General features: G+C 60.5%; 15 protein-coding genes and 1 pseudogene. 9 read left to right on the top strand and 7 right to left on the bottom strand.

Annotated features, from left to right (window positions below; all coding sequences use genetic code 11):
* Positions 1-24: 24 nt before the first annotated feature.
* Positions 25-444, bottom strand: a pseudogene (locus G5221_RS01525) (hypothetical protein); the annotation flags it as partial.
* A gap of 295 nt (positions 445-739) precedes the next feature.
* On the opposite strand from G5221_RS01525, the gene sbcB reads away from it, so the two are divergent.
* Together sbcB and G5221_RS01535 are read left to right on the top strand one after the other, a co-directional pair.
* Entirely contained in the window at positions 740-2,167 is a 1,428-nt protein-coding gene (sbcB, locus tag G5221_RS01530) for an exodeoxyribonuclease I (RefSeq protein ID WP_421262661.1), read from the top strand.
* 156 nt (positions 2,168-2,323) lie between these two features.
* Positions 2,324-2,824 (top strand): hypothetical protein, encoded by a 501-nt coding sequence (locus G5221_RS01535; protein WP_005360277.1) that lies wholly within the window; start codon positions 2,324-2,326, stop codon positions 2,822-2,824.
* A 78-nt stretch (positions 2,825-2,902) separates the two neighbouring features.
* Here G5221_RS01535 and G5221_RS01540 read toward each other — a convergent pair whose 3' ends face one another.
* On the bottom strand, positions 2,903-4,612 hold the full coding sequence (locus tag G5221_RS01540) for a glycoside hydrolase family 36 protein (RefSeq protein WP_421262662.1): 1,710 nt from the start codon (positions 4,610-4,612) through the stop codon (positions 2,903-2,905).
* A gap of 164 nt (positions 4,613-4,776) precedes the next feature.
* Between G5221_RS01540 and G5221_RS01545 the strand changes: the two genes are divergently transcribed.
* The 3 genes from G5221_RS01545 to cdd all read left to right on the top strand — a co-directional run bounded on the left by G5221_RS01545 (position 4,777) and on the right by cdd (position 6,898).
* Positions 4,777-5,133 (top strand): CidA/LrgA family protein, encoded by a 357-nt coding sequence (locus tag G5221_RS01545; RefSeq protein WP_005333279.1) that lies wholly within the window; start codon positions 4,777-4,779, stop codon positions 5,131-5,133.
* The gene (locus tag G5221_RS01550) at positions 5,130-5,816 is read left to right on the top strand and encodes an LrgB family protein (RefSeq protein ID WP_108572843.1); all 687 of its coding nucleotides are present in this window, start codon (positions 5,130-5,132) and stop codon (positions 5,814-5,816) included. Before G5221_RS01545 ends, G5221_RS01550 begins: the two co-directional genes overlap by 4 nt.
* Positions 5,817-6,013: 197 nt before the next feature.
* Entirely contained in the window at positions 6,014-6,898 is an 885-nt protein-coding gene (gene cdd, locus G5221_RS01555; protein WP_005333283.1) for a cytidine deaminase, read from the top strand.
* 132 nt (positions 6,899-7,030) lie between these two features.
* Here cdd and G5221_RS01560 read toward each other — a convergent pair whose 3' ends face one another.
* Complete coding sequence (locus tag G5221_RS01560) at positions 7,031-8,416, bottom strand: tryptophanase (protein WP_421262663.1); 1,386 nt, start codon at positions 8,414-8,416, stop codon at positions 7,031-7,033.
* Positions 8,417-8,876: 460 nt separating this feature from the next.
* Between G5221_RS01560 and G5221_RS01565 the strand changes: the two genes are divergently transcribed.
* The 4 genes from G5221_RS01565 to asd all read left to right on the top strand — a co-directional run bounded on the left by G5221_RS01565 (position 8,877) and on the right by asd (position 13,522).
* Entirely contained in the window at positions 8,877-9,038 is a 162-nt protein-coding gene (locus tag G5221_RS01565) for a DUF2256 domain-containing protein (RefSeq protein ID WP_421262664.1), read from the top strand.
* On the top strand, positions 9,038-10,558 hold the full coding sequence (locus tag G5221_RS01570; RefSeq protein WP_106843307.1) for a cryptochrome/photolyase family protein: 1,521 nt from the start codon (positions 9,038-9,040) through the stop codon (positions 10,556-10,558). Before G5221_RS01565 ends, G5221_RS01570 begins: the two co-directional genes overlap by 1 nt.
* 194 nt (positions 10,559-10,752) lie before the next feature.
* Entirely contained in the window at positions 10,753-12,048 is a 1,296-nt protein-coding gene (locus tag G5221_RS01575) for a D-amino acid dehydrogenase (RefSeq protein WP_265324575.1), read from the top strand.
* A 361-nt stretch (positions 12,049-12,409) separates the two neighbouring features.
* On the top strand, positions 12,410-13,522 hold the full coding sequence (gene asd / locus G5221_RS01580) for an aspartate-semialdehyde dehydrogenase (RefSeq protein WP_421262665.1): 1,113 nt from the start codon (positions 12,410-12,412) through the stop codon (positions 13,520-13,522).
* Positions 13,523-13,627: 105 nt separating this feature from the next.
* On the opposite strand, the gene fdhD is transcribed toward asd, so the two are convergent.
* The 4 genes from fdhD to fdhF form a co-directional block, all read right to left on the bottom strand.
* Positions 13,628-14,494 carry a formate dehydrogenase accessory sulfurtransferase FdhD gene (gene fdhD / locus G5221_RS01585; RefSeq protein WP_421262666.1) on the bottom strand — a complete coding sequence of 289 codons (867 nt, stop codon included), beginning with the start codon at positions 14,492-14,494 and terminating at the stop codon, positions 13,628-13,630.
* Entirely contained in the window at positions 14,491-16,623 is a 2,133-nt protein-coding gene (locus G5221_RS01590) for a sigma 54-interacting transcriptional regulator (protein WP_421262667.1), read from the bottom strand. Before G5221_RS01590 ends, fdhD begins: the two co-directional genes overlap by 4 nt.
* A gap of 416 nt (positions 16,624-17,039) precedes the next feature.
* Positions 17,040-17,339, bottom strand: coding sequence for a hypothetical protein (locus tag G5221_RS01595; protein ID WP_234928249.1), 300 nt, complete (start codon positions 17,337-17,339; stop codon positions 17,040-17,042).
* Between the two features lie 196 nt (positions 17,340-17,535).
* Positions 17,536-19,680, bottom strand: a complete 2,145-nt coding sequence (gene fdhF / locus G5221_RS01600) for a formate dehydrogenase subunit alpha (RefSeq protein ID WP_421262668.1) — start codon at positions 19,678-19,680, stop codon at positions 17,536-17,538.
* Positions 19,681-19,708 lie beyond the last annotated feature (28 nt).

Consider the following 19,708-nt stretch of genomic DNA (forward strand, 5'->3'; position numbering starts at 1 on the left):
CGCCAACATCCCTGGCCCGCAGACTCATCTGTTGGGCATGTAGATCGTGCCGCGGCGAGCCTGCCAGTTGAAGCACGCCTTCAATGCCGTGATCACAGCCCGGGTTACCCCTGGTGCCCGCTCACTGATGGTATCGAAATAGCTCAACCACATGTCCATGGTGATCTGGTTGATTGGCCGGTCAGGCAAGCGGTTCTTCACTGACGAGAAGGTATAGCGATAGTATTTCTGGGTGCCTTCTCGGCACTCCCGCATCACGTACTTCTCGAACCACTCATCAAACAAGGCTGCAGGCGTAGGCTCGTCGCCCGAGGCACTGATCCGCGCAACACCGCTTTTGAGCTTATCGGCCTTTATCCGGGCCTCTCGCAAGGTCAGAACCGGGTACCGACCAAGAGAGGTCCGAACCCGCTTCCCGTCGACCACATGCCGAACTTGGAACGCAACTACCCCTTCGGTGAGACCTGGACACTCAACCCATCACCGTCGCTCACTTCGCTCGGGCCAGCATATGGTTTACCATTCACCCCTCGAAGCCAGCTATCTGATAACGCCATTGCTACCCCATTAAAATTTTGTACCACTCTCATGGGGGTATTTTGTACCAGATAATGTACCAGCAGGCCATTGAACAACGTCAGGTTTGGGTGAACGATGAAAGTGTCTTCGGAATTTTCACCTCACCAGAACGGCACTAAACCCTGAAAAATCAATCAGAAGCGCGAACACACAAGAACACATGAGCACATCAGCGAAGCAGACCACCCAGCCCACTTACTACTTCCACGACTACGAGACCTTCGGCATCAGCCCCGCCAAGGACAGGCCGTCGCAGTTTGCCGGTATTCGTACCGATGCGGATTTCAACCTCATTGGCGAGCCGCTGGTCATCTATTGCAAGCCTCCGGCAGACTACCTGCCGGATCCGGAGGCGTGCCTGATTACCGGTATCACGCCGCAAAAGGCGATGAAGGATGGGCTGTGCGAGGCGGATTTCATTCGCCAGATCCACGAGCAGTTCGCCACGCCGAATACCTGTGTGCTTGGCTACAACAGCATCCGCTTCGATGATGAAGTGACCCGTTATACCCTCTATCGCAACTTCTATGACCCCTATGCCTACAGCTGGCAGAACGGCAACTCCCGCTGGGATATTCTCGACATGCTGCGGGCCTGCTATGCCCTGCGCCCGGAGGGGATCGAGTGGGCGTTTGACGATGAGGGCAAGCCGAGTTTCAGACTTGAAAAGCTGACGGTCGCTAACGGCGTGACTCACGCCAATGCTCACGATGCACTCTCGGACGTGCTGGCCACCATCGAGATGGCCAAGCTGGTGAAAAAAGCCCAACCCAAGCTGTTTGGTTATCTCTTTGATCTGCGGAACAAAAACAAGGTGAAGGCGCTGATTGACGTGGTGACCATGAAGCCGCTGGTGCACGTCTCCGGCATGTTCTCCCCCTGGCAGGGTTGTGCAAGCTGGGTCTCGCCGCTCGCCTGGCACCCCACCAACCAGAACGCGGTGATCATGGTGGATCTGACCCGTGACCCCACCCCGCTCATTGAACTCTCCAGCGAGGAGATCCGCGAGCGCCTCTATACCAAAAAAGAGGAGCTGGGGGATCTGGCTGGCATTCCGGTGAAACTGGTGCACATCAACAAGTGCCCGGTGCTGGCGCCGGCCGCCACCCTGACGGCGGAACGCGCCGACGAGCTCGGCATCAATCGTGAGCAGTGCCGCAAGAGCCTGGATCTGCTGCGCGCCCACCCCGAGGTGCGGGAAAAACTGGTGGAAGTGTTCAATCAGGAGTTCGCCGGCAGTAATGACAGCGACCCCGATACCCAGCTCTACGCCGGATTCTTTGGCCATGGCGACAAGTCCACCATGGATCTGGTGCGTGCCACCCCCGCGGATCTGCTAGGTGAGCGGGAGTTCGCCTTTACCGATGCCCGGCTGCCGGAGATGCTGTTCCGCTACCGCGCCCGCAACTGGCCGCACACCTTGAGCGAAACAGAGCAGAAACGCTGGCGCCTGCACTGCAGCGACTACTTCAGCCGCCGTCTGCCGGACTATGTGCCCCGTCTCGAAGCACTGGCCGAGCAGAACCAGAGTAACGAACGGAACTTTGCGATTCTTAAGAGTCTCTACCACTATCTGGAAGATTTATGAGTTGTGAGTAGTTTCACAATAAATCCTTCCCTCTCATCCCCTTCTTCAGGTCATAATGACGAAGGGGATTTCCCCAAAAAACCAATATCTTGCAACATCCTGAGTGGATGTCTCCCAAGCAAGAGATCTTTTTGGCCGAACGGAAGCCATTTGCTGATGCCTCGTCACCACGCACTGCTCGGATTACTGGCCCTGCTGCCGCTGGCAGCCAACGCCGCATACCGGTTCGATGTGCCGGATTATCTTGCTCGCCTGCCCGAGCAGACCTATCGCATCGTAGAACAGAACTTCAATACCCTTTATCAGCAGACTGATTTCACTCCCCTGATCACCAACAGCTACTTCAACGGCTCCCATCTCTACAAGTTTGTCGGGGTACCGCTGGCCATCAGCGCCCAGTCAGGTTTCCAGCTGGAGGTGTTTGGTCAGGTCTATAACCGCGCTTCGCAAGCCTATATGCACCTGAGCGAGGATATGTCCCTTTATCGGGTGATGAGGGTCGATCTGATGGGGAACCCCAATGATCAACTGGCCATCGGTTTTGGTCTGGGGGTGCCCATCACCCCGTTGCTAACCCTCAAGGCGATCGCCTCCGGCAGTGATATCCCGGGCTATGGCTCTGCCAAATATGCCGTTGGTTTTGAGTGGCGTTACTGAAAAACGTGACTGATAACCGCTAATTGAAACAATTCAGGCTCCATGATGGAGCCTGAATTGTTTATGGTGAGGCTGTGATCAGGTGTAGTGGATCACCCGCCCCTCGCCCCCTTGCAGGGTCACGGTTGTGCCGACTGCCTGCCCCTGCCAAAAATCGGTTCCCCCTTCCGGCAGCAGAAACTCCTGTGGTTGCCCCTCCCAGTTGAACAAGCAGAGCAGAGTGCCCCCCTCAGGCAGGCTCACTTCGCCGCAGGCAAAATCCATCGACTCGAAGCGGGCAGAGGGTGCCCGGGCGGCGCAGAGCGCCAACAGCTTGCGCAGGTGCGCCGCCTGCTCCTCATCGAAATCTTGCAGCCGATCACCGGCCAGCATCATGCCGCCACTTGCCACCAGCGCTGCCAGATGGAAACTGTATTCCGCCTGGCTGGCCTGCTGGGTCGGCAGATCCCGCAGACAGATGCAGTCGGGATCGAGGGCCCAGAGCTTGTCATTTTGCCAGGCGCGGCAGAAGGCCTCGCGGGCGATTTGGCGATAGCGGTGGCCATTGCGCTCCACATCATCACTCACCCGCATGCCGTGCACCAGCCCAAGGCTTGGCCAGATGGGGGCATTGCAACCGAGCAGGAAAGCACCTTCACCTGCACCACGCAGGATGGCCGCCATGCCACGCCGATAAGCTTCAACCCGGGTGGCGGCCGGATCGTGGAAACGACCACCGTGGATAGCGCCCCAGAAGTTGGCATCGAGCTTGAAGTAGTGGATGCCCCACTGCTCACGCAAAGTACGGAACACCTGCTCAAGGTGCGCCTGCACCTCAGGGTGGGTACCATCCAGCACATACCAGGGAGTACAACGCCAACCGCCATAGGTGACCCGCTCGGAGGGGAGCGGCAGGCCGTCATCCCCCTTCACAAACCAGTCGGGGTGATCCTGAAACACCTGTGAACCGGGTTCGGCGATAAAGGGGGCGACCCAGAGAGCGGGCTCACAGCCAGCACCTTTGATCTCTGCAGCCAATGACGCCACGCCCTGCTCGAACTTGGCGGACGGAGTGAGCCAGTCGCCCATTTTGGCTTGATAGCCGTCGTCGATCTGCACATAGCGCAGCGCAGGGAAGCGCTCGGCGCGCACCTGCAGATTCTCGCGAATGTCGGCGGCACTTACCTCGGCGTAGTAGTGATACCAGGAGCACCAGCCGCTCGGGCGCTCACTCACCTGGCCGATCAGCGAGCCGTGCTCGACCTCGATCAGCCGTGCCAGTTCGGCCAGCAGATCCTCGCGCTCCGCCCCTTCAAGGCAGATCAGCGCCTCGCTCTGCCAGTGCTCGCCGGCCGCAAGCTCGCGCCCTTCGCAGTTCAGCAGGATCTGCAGCCGCCCATCCGGGTAGAGGCGAAACTCCCCGCCAAAACGGTGGCAACTGGCAAAAGCGAGCAGCAGCCAGCCCTTGCCATGCTCCACCAGCAGCAGGTTGTGAACGGTGTGATAGCCGTTGTCATCGGTGATGCGATAGACGCTGGCGTCGGGGCAGCGCCCCACCGGCTGCGGGGATTGCCAGCTGCCCATGGTCTGGGCCAGCATCTGGAATCCTTCGCCATAGATGGCACTCTCCACCGGCAGGCCAAGCTTGCCGTCAAACAGCACCCAGCGCTCAACCGGGGTGGCATCAGGGCCAGTGTTGTCGAGTCGCACCCGACACAGGGGCCCTTCCCACTCACGGGTTTGCAGCAGATGGGGTGGCAACGCATTATCGTTCGCCAGCTGGCGAACTCGGGACAAGAGGGATGTCATCACTACTCCTTGTAGTTCGAAAAGGGTTCTATCAGACGATGTTCAACAGATAATCTGCATACAAATCAGCTTCAAACGAACTGATTTCAGTTGTTATTGTTTTAATGCCGCGACCCGGCCTCTCTGGTAAACTGCGATTTTTCTTCCCAGTCGATGAGGTTCACGTGATCGCGCAACGCGCCTTGCTGTACTTTCGTGACTTTATGGTCATCGTCGCCTGCCTGCTGGCAGGCAAATCCGTGGCAGCCATCCTGCCATTTGCCTTTCCCGGCAGCATCATCGGTATGCTGCTGCTGTTTGTGCTGCTCTCTCTGCAACTGATCAAGCTGCACTGGGTCGAGCTGGGCGCAGGCTTGCTGCTGCGCCACATGGGCGTTTTGTTCGTGCCGGTTGCGGTCGGGCTGGTGGCCTGGCTTGAGCCCCTGCGCCAATCCTTCGGCGTCATCATGCTCTGCATCGTGCTCGGGATCGTGCTGATCCTCGCCACCGTCGGTCGGCTCTACCAGAGGATGAACAAATGATCTTCTGGCTAGCGATCCCTCTGACCCTGGCGCTCTATTTCGCCACCCGCGCCCTCTATCGCCGCCTGCCCTGGCCCATCATCAACCCTGTGCTGGTGCCGACCGCGGTGATCATCGGCCTGCTGCTCTGGTTTGATCTGCCCCTTGAGCAGTACGAGCGCGGCAGCAGCCCCATTACCATGCTGCTGGAACCCGCCGTAGTGGCGCTGGCGCTTCCGCTCTATCAGCAGGCGCGCCAGATCCAAGCCAAACTCAAGCCCATCCTAATCTGTACCCTCGCCTCCGTCTTGATCTCGGTGTGCACAACCCTGCTGATCGGTCATTTTATGGGCACAGATCCGGCGCTGCTCGCCTCCCTTGCCACCAAATCCATCACCACCCCGCTCGCCATGAGCGTCAGCCAGTCCATCGGCGGCATTCCCGCCATCGCGGCCGCCGTGGTGGTGGTGGTGGGGATTGTCGGTGCCCTGATCGGCTACCCGCTGCTCAAACTGCTCAAAGTGACCGATCCGGAAGCGCAAGGGCTCGCCATGGGGGCCTGTGCCCACGCCATCGGCACCGCCACCTCCGCCGAGAAGGGGATAACCCAGGGGGCCTTTGCATCGCTCGCCATGGTAGTGTGCGGGATCCTCACCGCTGCCGTCGCCCCGCTGCTGTTTGCCATCTATCACTGGCTGACCTGATCACCCCATTGACCACCTGTTGACCATTCCGGGGGGCCTGCTGGCCTCTCGGGGTGCGACCTGCCGCACAATTTGCACAAGACAAACGTTTCCATTACCATCCCCCTCCGTTTGCCCGTCAGGGCGTGAGCCTGCTCACACATTTACCCGAGCTTGCTCCCTACAATGGCCGCCCAATTGGCCTTTGAGGACACACTATGCATCCCCGTTTTGCCAAGCCATTCGATACCCTCTCTGCCCCGCTCAAAGCAGCCGTGCAGCCCATGCTGGATAGTGCCGACTTCAACGCCCGCTTCACGCCGGAGCAAGTCGCCACCCTGAAAGCCGCCACAGGTCTCGATGATCGCGCCCTGCGCCTCGCCCTGTTGCCGCTGGCCGCCGCCTGCTCGGTGGCGCCCATCTCCAAGTTTTATGTCGGTGCCATCGCCTGCGGCCTGAGCGGCACCTGGTACTTCGGTGCCAACATGGAGTTTGCGGGACAAGGTCTGTTCCACTCGGTCCACGCCGAGCAGTCCGCCATCTCCAACGCCTGGCTGGGTGGCGAGACCGGGATATCTGAAATCACCGTCAACTACACACCTTGCGGCCACTGCCGTCAGTTTATGAACGAGCTGAGCACCGCCAAGATCCTGAAAGTCTCTCTGCCCGATGACCTGAGCGCCCTGCAATCCTTCCTGCCCCACTCGTTTGGTCCGGCGGATCTCGACATCACTGATGCGCTGATGAGCCCGCAGGATCACGCAGAGCTTGAGCTTCAAAGCGAAGACCCGCTGTGGCAGGCCGCGCTGGCCGCCGCCCGTCAAAGCTACGCCCCCTACAGTCAGGGCTATGCCGCGGTGGCGCTGCAGTTTGCCGATGGCCGCATCTTCTCTGGCCGCTACGCCGAGAACGCCGCCTTCAACCCCAGCCTGCCGCCGATGCAGATGGCCTGCGCCCATGCGGTGCTTAACGGTGAAGATCTCGCCACCATCCGCCGCGCCGTGCTGCTGGAGAACAAAAACGGCCAGATCAGCCAGCGTGACTCCGCCCAGTCCACTCTCAAGGCGCTGGGCTCGGTCGAGCTGGAGTATCAGGCGGTCTGACCCGGTTTGCGTCGATAAACGAAAGCCCCCGCACCTTGGTGCGGGGGCTTTTTTACTGGGCCGTTTAACCGGGAGCGACCGGTGATCTGCACAGTTTGGCGCGGTTGATCACCCAGTCTGACCGGTTGCTGATCAGACAGGTTTCAGCCGCGCAGTGAAGTGGCGCAGCAGCGGCGGCTCGTAATCAAAGGTGAGCCCGCGAATGTCGCTGGCCCGCGCTTTCACCGCGATCAGGCAGTCGGCCACATAGTCCATGTGATCCCGGGTGTAGACCCGACGTGGGATGGTGAGACGCAGCAACTCAAAGTCCGCCGCCTCCTGCTTGCCGGTGGCGGGATCGCGCCCCAGCAGCAGGGAGCCAATCTCCACCCCGCGCACGCCCCCTTCCAGATAGAGCTCGCAGGCGAGTGCATGGGCCGGGAACTGCTCGGCCGGAATATGGGGCAGCAGCTTCTTGGCATCCACAAACACCGCATGGCCGCCAGTGGGGGTCTGGATCGGGATGCCCGCCTCGGTCAGCCGCTCGCCGAGATAGGCCACCTGACTGATGCGGTAGGTGAGATACTCCTCATCCATCCCCTCCCGCAGGCCGATGGCAAGCGCCGCCATGTCCCGCCCGGCAAGGCCCCCGTAGGTGACAAACCCCTCCATCGCCACGCAGCGCACCTGCACCGCGCGGAACAGGTCGAGATCCTCTTTAAAGCAGCAGAGCCCGCCGATATTGACCAACCCGTCCTTCTTTGCCGACATGGTGAAGATGTCCCCCAGTGCGAACATCTGGCGCACTATCTCCTTGATGCTGTGCTTGGCATAGGCCGGATCCCGCTCCTTGATAAACCAGGCGTTCTCGGCAAAGCGGGCGGCGTCGATCACCACCGGAATATGGTGGCGACGGGCCAGTTCGGCGACCGCCTCCATATTGGCCATGGAGACCGGCTGGCCACCGGCACTGTTGCAGGTGACCGTGATGATGATGCCGGCCACGTTGTCGGCCCCCAGGGTCTCGATGGTGTCGGTCAGGCGAGGGAGATCAAAATCCCCCTTCCAAGCGTAGGGGGCCGTGGTGTCGAGGGCTTTCGGGGTGAGCAGATTGATGGCCCGCGCGCCGGCCAACTCCACGTGGGCCTTGGTGGTGTCGAAGTGGTAGTTGGAGATAAAGACCGGCGCCTTGCCCTGGCAGCGCTTGACCAGCTCGGGGAAGAGGATCTGCTCCGCCCCGCGCCCCTGGTGGGTGGGCATCACATGCTGGTAGCCAAAAATCTCGCGCACCGTGCGCTCCAGCTCGACGAAGTTGCGGCTGCCCGCATAGGCCTCATCCCCCATCATGATGCCGGCCCACTGGCGGTCGGACATGGCACCGGTGCCACTGTCGGTCAGCAGATCGATATAAACATCTTCGGCCAGCAGCAGGAAGGGGTTCCAGCCAGCGGCCTCGAGGGCGGCACGGCGCTCGGCGCCAGTGGTCTGTTTGATGGGCTCGACCATCTTGATACGAAACGGCTCGGGTATACGACGCATAAAAGACTCCTCACCGGCGCAAGGCCAGTGTGTTTGAAATCGGGATTGGCAAAGAGGCCGGGGCGATCAGGGTCGTCCGGCTGACAAATTCAAACGGCGGGTGCCGCCAATCAGCGATGAGGAAAGTCGAAGGTGAGAATGGGATCCCGGGTATACCAGTGGGCGAGCAGGCAAGCTGCCCGGGGCGTAGCTGTCATGATTGGCATCACTCCCCTCCATATCGGTTGTAGACAGTCGATGGCCAATAAGATCCGTTGATGGATGCTGCCAACGGGCAGCCTCGCCACGTTAACGGCTGGTTAATTTGCAAACAAGGGGTGCACCGACGGGCTGTGCGCCCGCTCACAAAGTGCACATCTGCGCGGCAAACTGGCAGTGAGGTTGATCCGTCCACGTCCCCGGTTCGTTATTCTCTCTAGCCACACGCCACATCCCCCATCAGCCAAGGCCGGAAGCCATCATGCATCGCAAACCCCATCTGCCCGAGAAGATCTGCCACGTCTGCCAGCGCCCCTTCAGCTGGCGGCGCAAATGGGCGCGCAGTTGGGAGGTGGTTCGCTACTGCAGCGAGCGCTGTCGCCACGCTCGTCACAGCAGGCAGCAACCTGAGGAGCGAGTCTGATGGAGCTGCGTCTTGTTCTTGGCGATCAGCTGAACGCCGCTCACAGCTGGTTTCGCACCCCGGATCCGGCAATCTGCTATCTGATGGCAGAGCTCCGCCAGGAGACCGACTACTGCCGCCACCATCGCCAGAAGGTGCTGTCCTTCTTTGCCGCCATGCGCGCCTTTGCAGCGGCACTCACCCAAGCGGGCCACCGCGTCTGTTACCTGACCCTTGATGAGAGCGCCCGCTGGCCCGACTTGCCCAGCCTGCTGGCAGCCCAAATCGCGGCGCATCAGGCCGACAGCTTTGCCTGGCAGAGCCCGGACGAGTGGCGCCTCGCCAACCAGTTGAAAAGCTGGGCGGCTGGCCTTGCCATCCCTGCCTCCGAGGTGGAGAGCGAGCATTTTCTCACTCCCCGCGATGGCTGGCAGCGCTATCCCCATAGCCGGATGGAGTTCTTCTACCGCGCCCTGCGAAAGCAATACCGGGTGCTGCTCGATGAGCGCGGCCAACCCCTTGGCGGGCGCTGGAATTTTGATGACGAGAACCGCGCCAAACTGCCGGCGAGCCAGCCGATCCCTGCCCCCCTCACCTTTGCCAACGAGGTGAGCGAGATTGACGCCATGCTGACCCGCCACGGGGTCAGCACCATCGGCGAGGCGGATGCCAGCAAGCTGCCGTGGCCTATCACAAGGCACCAGAGCCGCGAGCTGCTGGCCCATTTTCTCACCCACTGCCTGCCTCACTTTGGCCGCTATCAGGATGCCCTGAGCGAGCGGGGCTGGAGCCTGTTTCACAGCCGTTTGTCATTTTCACTCAACAGCAAGATGCTTCATCCGCTTGAGGTGATCCGCGCAGCCGAAGCCCACTGGCAGGCCAATCAGGCCACCATCACGTTGGCGCAGGTGGAGGGGTTTATCCGCCAGATCCTCGGCTGGCGCGAGTTTGTCCGTGCCCTCTACTGGGAGAAGATGCCCGACTATCAGCGCACCAATTTTCTCGTGGCCAACCGGCCGCTGCCCGGTTTCTTCTGGAATGGAGAAACCAGGATGGCCTGCGTGCGCCACTCCATCAACCAATCCCTTGAGCACGGTTACGCCCACCATATCCAGCGGCTGATGGTGACCGGCAACTTTGCCCTGCTGGCGGGGATTGACCCCGATGAGGTGGATCAGTGGTATCTCGGTATCTATGTGGATGCCATCGAGTGGGTGGAGCTGCCCAACACCCGCGGTATGAGCCAGTTTGCCGATGGCGGCCTGATGGGCAGCAAGCCCTACGCCAGCAGCGGCGCCTATCTCGAGCGGATGGGCCACTACTGCAAGGGGTGCCACTATCAGGTCAAAGCCCGCCACGGCGACGGGAGCTGCCCCTTCAACAGCCTCTACTGGCACTTTCTTTGGCGCAATCGGGACAAACTGGGCGGCAATCCCCGCCTCGCCCTCCCCTATGCCAACTGGGATAGCCAAGCCGCCGAACAGCAGCAGGCCATTCTGGCGACGGCGGAGCACTATCTGATCCATCTTGAGCAGCTGTAAGCGGACCATGCCTCCTGACACATGCCCCCTGACAACAGCGCAGCGATTTACGCTGGCAATCAGGCGCGTCATCGCACCAAAAACCGCTCCGTGACTGGCAGGCAGACGGAGATCCCAATCCTGCGCAGAGCGGTTGAATATCCTGTGGCGGCTGATTATGGTGGTGGCCACATCAAGGTTTCCATCAACCAAGCATCAGAAAAACGAGTCTAAGGAAAGACGATATGGAGATAGTGGTTCTCGGTGGCGGCGTAATTGGGGTAACCAGCGCCTGGTATCTGGCCAAAGCGGGTCACAAAGTAACCCTGCTGGAGCGACAAGGGGGCGTCGCCCTTGAAACCAGCCATGCCAACGCCGGGCAGATATCCCCGGGCTATGCAGCCCCCTGGGCAGCTCCCGGCATCCCGCTCAAGGCGGCCAAATGGATGCTGCAAAAGCATGCCCCCTTCACCGTGCGCCCCACTGCAGATCCCTTCCAGCTGCGCTGGATGCTGAAGATGCTCGCCAACTGCACCCCGACCGCCTATGCCACCAACAAGGGGCGCATGGTGCGTCTGGCCGAATACAGCCGCGACTGCATGAAGCTGCTGCGCGACGAGCTGAACATTGATTACGAAGGGCGCCAACTCGGCACCCTGCAACTGTTTAGAAGCCAGTCCCAGCTCGATGCCAGTCAGCGCGATATCGAGGTGCTGGAGGAATACGGCGTCCCCTACCAGTCGCTGGATGCCAGCGGCTGCGAAGCGGCAGAGCCTGCGCTGGCGCGGGTGCGGGGCAAAATCGTCGGCGGCTTGCGTCTGCCCGGCGACGAGACCGGCGACTGCTTCCGCTTCACCAAAGCCCTTGCCCTTGAAGCCGAGAAGCTCGGGGTCAAGTTCGTCTTCAACTGCGACATCGACGAGATTGAGCAAGCGCGCGGCCGCGCCGTGGCGGTGCGGGCGGGCGAGCAGCGCTATCGCGCCGATGCCATCGTCTGCGCGCTCGGCAGTTATGCCACCGGTTTTTTGCGGCCGCTGCTGCGCCCGCTCGGACTGGAGCTGCCGGTCTATCCGGTCAAGGGCTACTCCCTCACCCTGCCGATGATCAATGCCGAGGCCGCGCCGCGCAGTACCGTGCTCGATGAGACCTACAAGGTGGCCATCACCCGCTTTGACGAGCGGATCCGGGTCGGCGGCATGGCGGAGCTGTCGGGCTACAACCTCGCTCTCAACCCCAGACGCCACGACACCCTAGCAATGGTGGTGGGGGATCTCTTCCCCGAAGGGGGCGATATCAGCAAGGCCGAGTTCTGGACCGGTCTGCGTCCCATGACGCCGGACGGCACCCCGCTGGTAGGGCCAAGCCCCATTCCCGGTCTCTGGCTCAATACCGGCCACGGCACCTTGGGCTGGACCATGGCGGCCGGTTCGGGTCAGCTGTTGTGCGATCTCATCAGCGGCAGCGAGCCCGCCATCAGCGATGAGGGGTTGACCCTCGCCCGTTACGGCTAAGCGCCCAAGCTGTCGGGCTGTTTCACTCGCCGACTGCGCCCCCAGATAACAGCAGAGGACGTTCCCAACCACTTTATTGACAGGCCACCGCCATAAACGGTGGCCTTTTCGTCTGATGTTGACCTTCTCCCTCCCCGCCTACCTGAGCGGTGCTCTGGCTGCCGGTTAATGCAGCAAACGGCACAGAATATTGCGCAATTCGACTTGCGCAAGCCGTCACAATCCGTAATGTGGATAGACGCATTTTTCGCAGCGCATATTTTTTAAATGGCCTGTAAACCGCTTGTAAACAGGCGTCGCCAGACAAGAGGTTACGGGTGTCATCGCGAGTTTCTTTAGCAGCAATCCAGGGTAGGACATTATGAAAAAAGTAGGTTTGGTCGGTTGGCGTGGCATGGTGGGATCGGTTCTGATGAGCCGGATGCAGGAAGAGCAGGATTTCGCCCATATTCAACCCACATTCTTCACCACCTCCCAGGCCGGTGAGGCCGCTCCCAACTTCGGCGTCGATGCCGGTACTCTGCAGGACGCCTTCGATATCGAGGCGCTGGCCAAGCAGGATATCATCATCACCGCGCAAGGCGGCGACTACACCAAGGATGTCTATCCGCGCCTGAAAGCCGCTGGCTGGCAGGGTTACTGGATTGACGCCGCCTCCTCCCTGCGGATGGAGAAAGACGCCGTCATCATTCTCGATCCGGTCAATGGCGACGTCATCGAGCAGGCTCTGAACGATGGCATCAAGACCTTCGTCGGCGGCAACTGCACCGTTAGCCTGATGCTGCTGGCCCTCGGCGGCCTGTTCAAGGCCGATCTGGTGGAGTGGGTGAGCGTGGCGACCTATCAGGCTGCCTCCGGTGGCGGTGCCCGCCATATGCGCGAGCTGGTTACCCAGATGGGGATGCTGCGTGACGAAGTGGCGGTCGAGCTGGCCGACCCCGCCTCCGCCATCCTCGACATCGAGCGCAAGATCACCGAGAAGACCCGCTCCGGCACCCTGCCGGTGGACAACTTCGGCGTGCCGCTGGCCGGTGGCCTTATCCCCTGGATCGACACCAAGCTCGACAACGGCCAGAGCCGTGAAGAGTGGAAGGGTCAGTCCGAGACCAACAAGATTTTGGGTATCGAGAACGCCGTCATTCCGGTGGATGGTCTGTGCGTGCGGATCGGCGCCCTGCGCTGCCACAGCCAGGCGTTCACCATCAAGCTGAAAAAGGATGTGCCGCTGGCGGAGATCGAAGCGCTGCTGGCTGCCCACAACGACTGGGTGAAAGTGATCCCCAACGATCGCGACATCACAGCCCGCGAGCTGACTCCGGCGGCTGTCACCGGCACCCTCAGCATTCCGGTGGGCCGTCTGCGCAAACTCAATATGGGCCCTGAGTATCTGGCCGCCTTTACCGTGGGTGACCAGTTGCTGTGGGGCGCCGCCGAGCCGCTGCGCCGCATGCTGCGTATCCTGCTGGCGCGCTAAGCCGCCACAGCAGCAGATACAACAAGGGCGGGGAGTCACACTCCCCGCCCTTTTTTATTGCCAGTTTTTATAAGCCCTTTAGCAGGCTCTCACTCTTGCAGTCACTTAAAGCAGAATACGCTGGCAGCCGCTGTAGATCTCGGCCCGCCCGGGGCGGCAAAAGCCCACCAAAGTGAGCCCGGTTTGCTCGGCCCGCTCGACTGCAAGCTCGGTGGCAGCCGAGATGGCGAGCAAGATCTCCACCCCGGCGCTGGCGCACTTTTGCACCATCTCGAAGCTGGCGCGGCTGGTCACCAGAATGGCACCATCGCGCCGCCCCGTGCGGCACAGATGGCCCACCAGCTTGTCCAGCGCAATATGGCGCCCCACATCCTCGCGGATGGCGAGAATATTGCCCGCACCATCCAGATGCACCGCCGCATGGGTGGCGCCGGTGCGCTGGCCCAGCAACTGAAGCGGGCGCAATGCGGTCAATACCTTGTCGATATGCCCTACCGCCAGACGCTGACTGTCGGGCAAGCTTGGCTGGGTGCGGATCACCTGCTCCAGACTCTCGCTGCCACAGATGCCGCAACCGGTGCGCCCCGCCATGGTGCGCCGCTTCTCTTTGAGGCGATGGACGCAGCGATTGGCCAAGGTGATATGCAGCTCAATCCCCTGACAGCCGTCGATCTGCTCGATATCGTGGATATCGAGCAGGCTGTCGATGATCCCCTCGGATAGCGAAAAACCAATGGCGAAATCCTCCAGATCGGAGGCCGAGCACATCATCACGCTGTGAGCGATGCCGTTGTAGACCAGCGCCACCGGCGTCTCGGAGGGGAGCGCCATTTCGCTGTCGCAGGTCAAGGTATCAGCGCGGTAGTGCACCACCTCGCGGTGGATGGCGCAGCGGGCCAGCTCGTTCTGTTCTCTCTGTTTTCTCAGCTCGCTAAGCTCATCACGCGCTTCAAGCTCAATTGCCTCTCTCATGGTGCGACCCCGTCAATGATCTCGGGATCTCTGGCCGAAATACCGAGCCGCTTCATTTTGGAGAGCAAGGTGGTGCGCTTCATGCCGAGGCGGTTGGCCGCCCCCCGCTCGCCAGCCACGATGCCGTTGCAGTCACGCAGGGCGGCGATGATCGCCTCACGCTCATCAATCGGCCCCTCCTCGGCAAAGAGCGGCGTGGCGGGCTCGTCATAGACCAGGGTCTCAATCTTGTGGTAGCCCTTGAGGGGCATCAGCTCATCGGGCGAGAGGTTGAGCACATGACCGCGGGTCATCACCACGGCACGCTCGATGACGTTCTCCAGCTCGCGGATATTGCCGTACCAGGGCAGCGACACCAGCATCTTCATGGCATCGGCGGGGATCGAGGTGATGGTGCGACGCATCCGCTTGGCGATCTTCTTGATAAAGAAATTGACCAAGAGCGGAATATCCTCGCGCCGCTCGCGCAGCGGCGGCAGCTCGATGGGAAAGACATTGAGGCGGTAGTAGAGATCGCTTCTGAAACGCTTGTTCTTGACCATGGAGAGCAAATCGCAGTTGGTGGCGGCCACCAGCCGCACATCCACTACGATGGGGTTGCTGTTGCCCACACGCTCCAGCTCGTGCTCCTGCAATACCCGCAAGAGTTTGGGCTGCAAGTCCAGCGGCATATCCCCCACTTCGTCTAGGAACAGGGTCCCCTTGTGGGCCCGCTCGAAACGGCCGATCCGCTGGGTCAGGGCGCCGGTAAAGGCCCCCTTCTCGTGGCCAAACAGATCGCTCTCGATAAGGCCGGTCGGGATGGCGGCGCAGTTCACCTTCACCATCTCGTGATCGTGGCGGGCACTCAGGGCGTGAATGGCCTGGGCGATCAGCTCCTTGCCGGTGCCGGTCTCGCCGAGGATCAGCACGGTACTGTCGCTCTCGGCCACCAGCCGCACCTTCTCCAGCACGCTCTCCATCACCGCGCTCTGGTAGATGATGTGGGGGAACTCCCCCTGCATCTGCGGCTCGTTGATGCGAATGGTCTTCTCTTTGGCCCCGTTGGTGTTGGAGATCTCCTGCTGCGCCTGCACGTTGTTCATGGCAATGGCCGTGCGCGCCGCCACCTGCTCCAGCAAGGAGATATCGATATCGGCAAAGAAGTCAGCGTTGGGGTGCGAGAGGATCAACACCCCCAGCAGGTTGCCCCGATAGCGCAGCGGCAAAATACAGGAGCTGTCGGCCTCGGGGGGCAAGATCTGGGAGGTAAAGCGGCAGCGATTGCTGCAGCCGTGGCCGTGTTCGCGATAGACAAAAAACGGCTCGCTGTGGCCAAGGGCCCCCTGCAGACACTTCTTTTCAAAACAGGAGTGATCGATGATGCCCGGCTGATCGCTCTGGTGCTGATTGACCAGATAGCTCTTGAAGCTGTCGGAGGTGGCGTTGTACTCCGCCAGACACAAGCTGCTGATGCCGAAGTGGTGATGCAGGATGGTAAACAGGCTCTTGGGCAGCTCGGCGATGCGCACCAGTTTGATTACCGCGTTGGTCACATCCACCAGAATTTTGCAGCTGTCGCGCTCAAGACGCAGGGAGTTGGCCTGCTCCAGGGTGCGCTCCTTGTCGAGCACGTTCTCCAGCGCAATGGCGATAATGGCCGCCAGCTGGGTCAGCTTGGCGAGGGTCTCCATGGTGAAGCTGTCTAGCTGGGTGTTGATAAACTCGACCCCGCCAAGGTGGCTGCGGGCGGTGGTGATGGGGAGCTGGCAGTAGGAGCGCAGCCCCCCGTAGACCCCTTCGCGATCCAGCGCCGGGCAGCGATTCTCAAAGCGGGCGGCAGCGAGAATGATGGCCTGTTCCGGGGTCTCTTTGGCAGGACGGGGGGAGAGGTGCAGCTCTGCCTTGGGGCAGACCAGATGCTTTGGGCCGGAATGTCCCATGAAGTAGAAGATGGCCTCCTCGTCTGTACCCATGTTGAGGATCAGGTTGACCCGGGTCACGCCGCCAAAGCTGGCATCTATCTTGTTGAGTTTGTGGATAAAATCATCGAGCGTCACGGCCGACAGGAGGGATTTGGAGAGCAGGAGGAAACCGTCGTCCCAGATGGGAGAGATCTCGTCCAGGGGGATGGCACTCACATTTAGCATTGCGGCCTCACGTTATATCGATTTAGTCACCAGTCAGGCTGTCCATGCCATCGCATCACGACAAGCACCAGTCACCAAAATAAATAGCCGCAGCCCGTAAAAGCGGCTGCCAATAAGAAAAGCGGTGACGAAAATTGTCGCATGTTGCAATTCCAGAGTTGTTATTAACGAACGACAACAAAAAGTAACATCGTTATCGGGGGATATATTGGAATGGCGACTCATCATAGATGAGCTCAAATTTCATTACAATCCGATTTAATATATCTGACGGCCATATTTAACCGGTTATTTCATCAGTTCTTGATCTCAATTAAGGCGCCCGAAAAGTGGGCCGCCGTCAACTGTCAGATCTGTCTCTCCTCTTCGCTGGCTGCGGGTTTCGAGATGGCGTTTGCTGCCCATCCATCGGCAATTTACGAGGTGATGATCCGGCTGTGGCAGCACTTCAGGCCACCGAAGATAAAGAGGGCCGACAGGCTCTGGAAGGCCATCAGCAGCCAGCTGGCGTTGTCGGCAAGCTCGGCGGTGACGCTCTGGTGCGTAAGGTAGATCAGCAGGGTGATCACCCCCAGCAGCAGGCCGTTGATCAAGGTGGTGGAAATAAACCCGATCAGCCAGGCACTGGAAATACTCAAGGCAGAAAATACGCTGCTCATGGCAAGCCGTGCCGCCATAAAACAGCCGAAAAAACCGAAGCCGAGCAGAAATATCATCTCGTCGCGCCAAATATAGCAACCTATTCCCAGCAATATCGCCGCCAGATAGGTGCCAATATAGAAAATTCCGAATAAGCGACCAATTTCATGTTGCATCATTTATCCCCTGTTTTTGGGTAATAAAAGGGTGCCCGACTCGATAAATCCGAGTCGGGTTCCCTTATTTGTGCAGAACGTCCTTTTTTAGGGCGGGTCAGCCTTTGGCTGCGCTGCGCAATTTCGCCTTGAGCGCGCTGTATTCAGTCTGGACGTACACTTCCGCCTCAGGCTGATTGTCGATACGCTCGATCTTCACCGCGCAGTACTTGTACTCCGGCGTGTGGGAGACGGGATCGACGTGCTCGATGGTGAGCTCGTTGCAAGCCCCGATCCACCACTGGTAGGTCATGTAGACCACCCCGGCGTTGACCCGGTCGTTGTAGTTGGCACGAGTGATCACCTTGCCACGGCGCGACGAGATCCAGACCAGCGCCTGATCCTTCACCCCGAGCTTTTTGGCATCGCTCGGGTGGATCTGCACATAGCCCGGCTCATCGGCCAGGGTCTGCAGCGCCGAGCAGTTGCCGGTCATGGAGCGGCAGGAGTAGTGACCCACCTCGCGCACGGTGGAGAGCACCAGCGGGTACTCGGCACAGGGCTGCTCCAGCGGCGGCCGCCACTCGGAGGCGATCAGCTGACCCTTGCCGCTCGGGGTGGTGAACACGTTCCCCTCGAACAGGGTGCTGGTGCCCGGGTGAGCCTCGGTCGGACAGGGCCACTGCACGCTCTTGAGATCGGCCATCTTGTCGTAGCTGACCCCGGCGTAGAGCGGGCAGAGCGCACGCATCTCGTCCCAGATCTCTTCGGTGTTGTGGTACTCCATGGGATAACCCATGGCGGTCGCCATCAACGAGAAGATGGCCCAGTCCGGCTTCACGTTCTCAGGGGGCGTCACCGCCTTGTAGAAGCGCTGGAAGCCGCGATCCGCCGAGCTGTAGACCCCTTCATGCTCGCCCCAACTGGTGGCGGGCAGAATGACGTCGGCCATCTCGGCGGTCTGGGTCATGAAGATATCCTGCACGATCACCAGCTCCATCCCCGCCAGAGTGCGGCGGAACTGACCCAAGTCAGCCTCGGTCTGGGCCGGATCTTCACCGAAGATGTAGAAGGCCTTGCACTTGCCCTCCTCTACCTTATGGCCAAGCTCCGTCAGGCGATAGCCGGGCTTTTGGGAGAGTGACTCCACGCCCCACGCCTTGGCGAACTTGGCGCTGATGGCGGGATCGGCCACCGACTGATAACCCGGGAACTGGTGGGGCAGCATCCCCATGTCACAGGTGCCCTGCACGTTGTTCTGACCGCGCACCGGCCCGCAACCGGTGCCACGGCGACCGAAGTTGCCGGTCAGCAGCGCCAGACCCGCGAGCCCCTTGACCACGTCCACCGCCTGACCGTACTGGGTCACCCCCATGCCCCACAGGATCATGGACGCAGGCGATTCGGCGTAGGTGCGAATGGCGGCGCGGATATCGGCGGCTTTGAGGCCAGTGATCCCCTCGACATATTCCGGGGTGTACTTGGCCACCGTCGCCTTGAAGGTCTCGAACCCTTCGGTGTAGTTGGCGACAAATGCCTTGTTGTAGAGCCCTTCATTGATCAACACGTTGGCGAAGGCGTTAACCAGCGCCATGTTGGAACCGTTTTTGAGCGGCAGCCACTGATCGGCGATGCGGGCGGTCTCCACCATACGGGGATCACACACAATCACCTTGGCCCCGTTTGCCTTCGCCTTGAGGATATGGCGAGCGACGATGGGGTGAGAGTCAGCAGCGTTGTAACCAAACACCAGCAGGCACTTGGTCTCTTGAATTTCGGGAATGGCGTTGCTCATGGCGCCGTTGCCTACAGTTGTCTCCAGACCGGAGACTGAGGGTGCGTGTCACACCCTCGCGCAGTGGTCGACGTTGTTCGTCCCAATCACCGCACGGGCAAATTTCTGCATCACATAGTTGGCTTCATTGCCGGGGCCACGGGCAGAGCCGGTGGTCATGATGGCGTCCGGGCCATATTTCGCCTTGATGGCAGCCAGACGGCTGCTGGCGAACTCGATCGCCTCATCCCAGGAGACGGCCTCGAACTTGCCACCGCGCTCGCGGCGGATCATCGGGCTCTTGAGACGGGGGGTCAGCAGGTTGGTGTCGTTCAAAAAATCCCAACCGTAATAGCCCTTGAGGCAGAGCTGCCCCTCGTTGGTCCGGCCGTTGGCGCCTTCGGCCCCCACCACCTTGTCGTTTTCAACCAGCAGGTTGATTTTGCAACCGGTGCCGCAATAGGGGCACACGGTAATGACTTTTTTCATGACTCACACTCTTGTTTGTTAACGAAAA

Source organism: Aeromonas sp. 602200 (assembly GCF_049173895.1).
Classification (GTDB): domain Bacteria; phylum Pseudomonadota; class Gammaproteobacteria; order Enterobacterales; family Aeromonadaceae; genus Aeromonas; species Aeromonas veronii_A.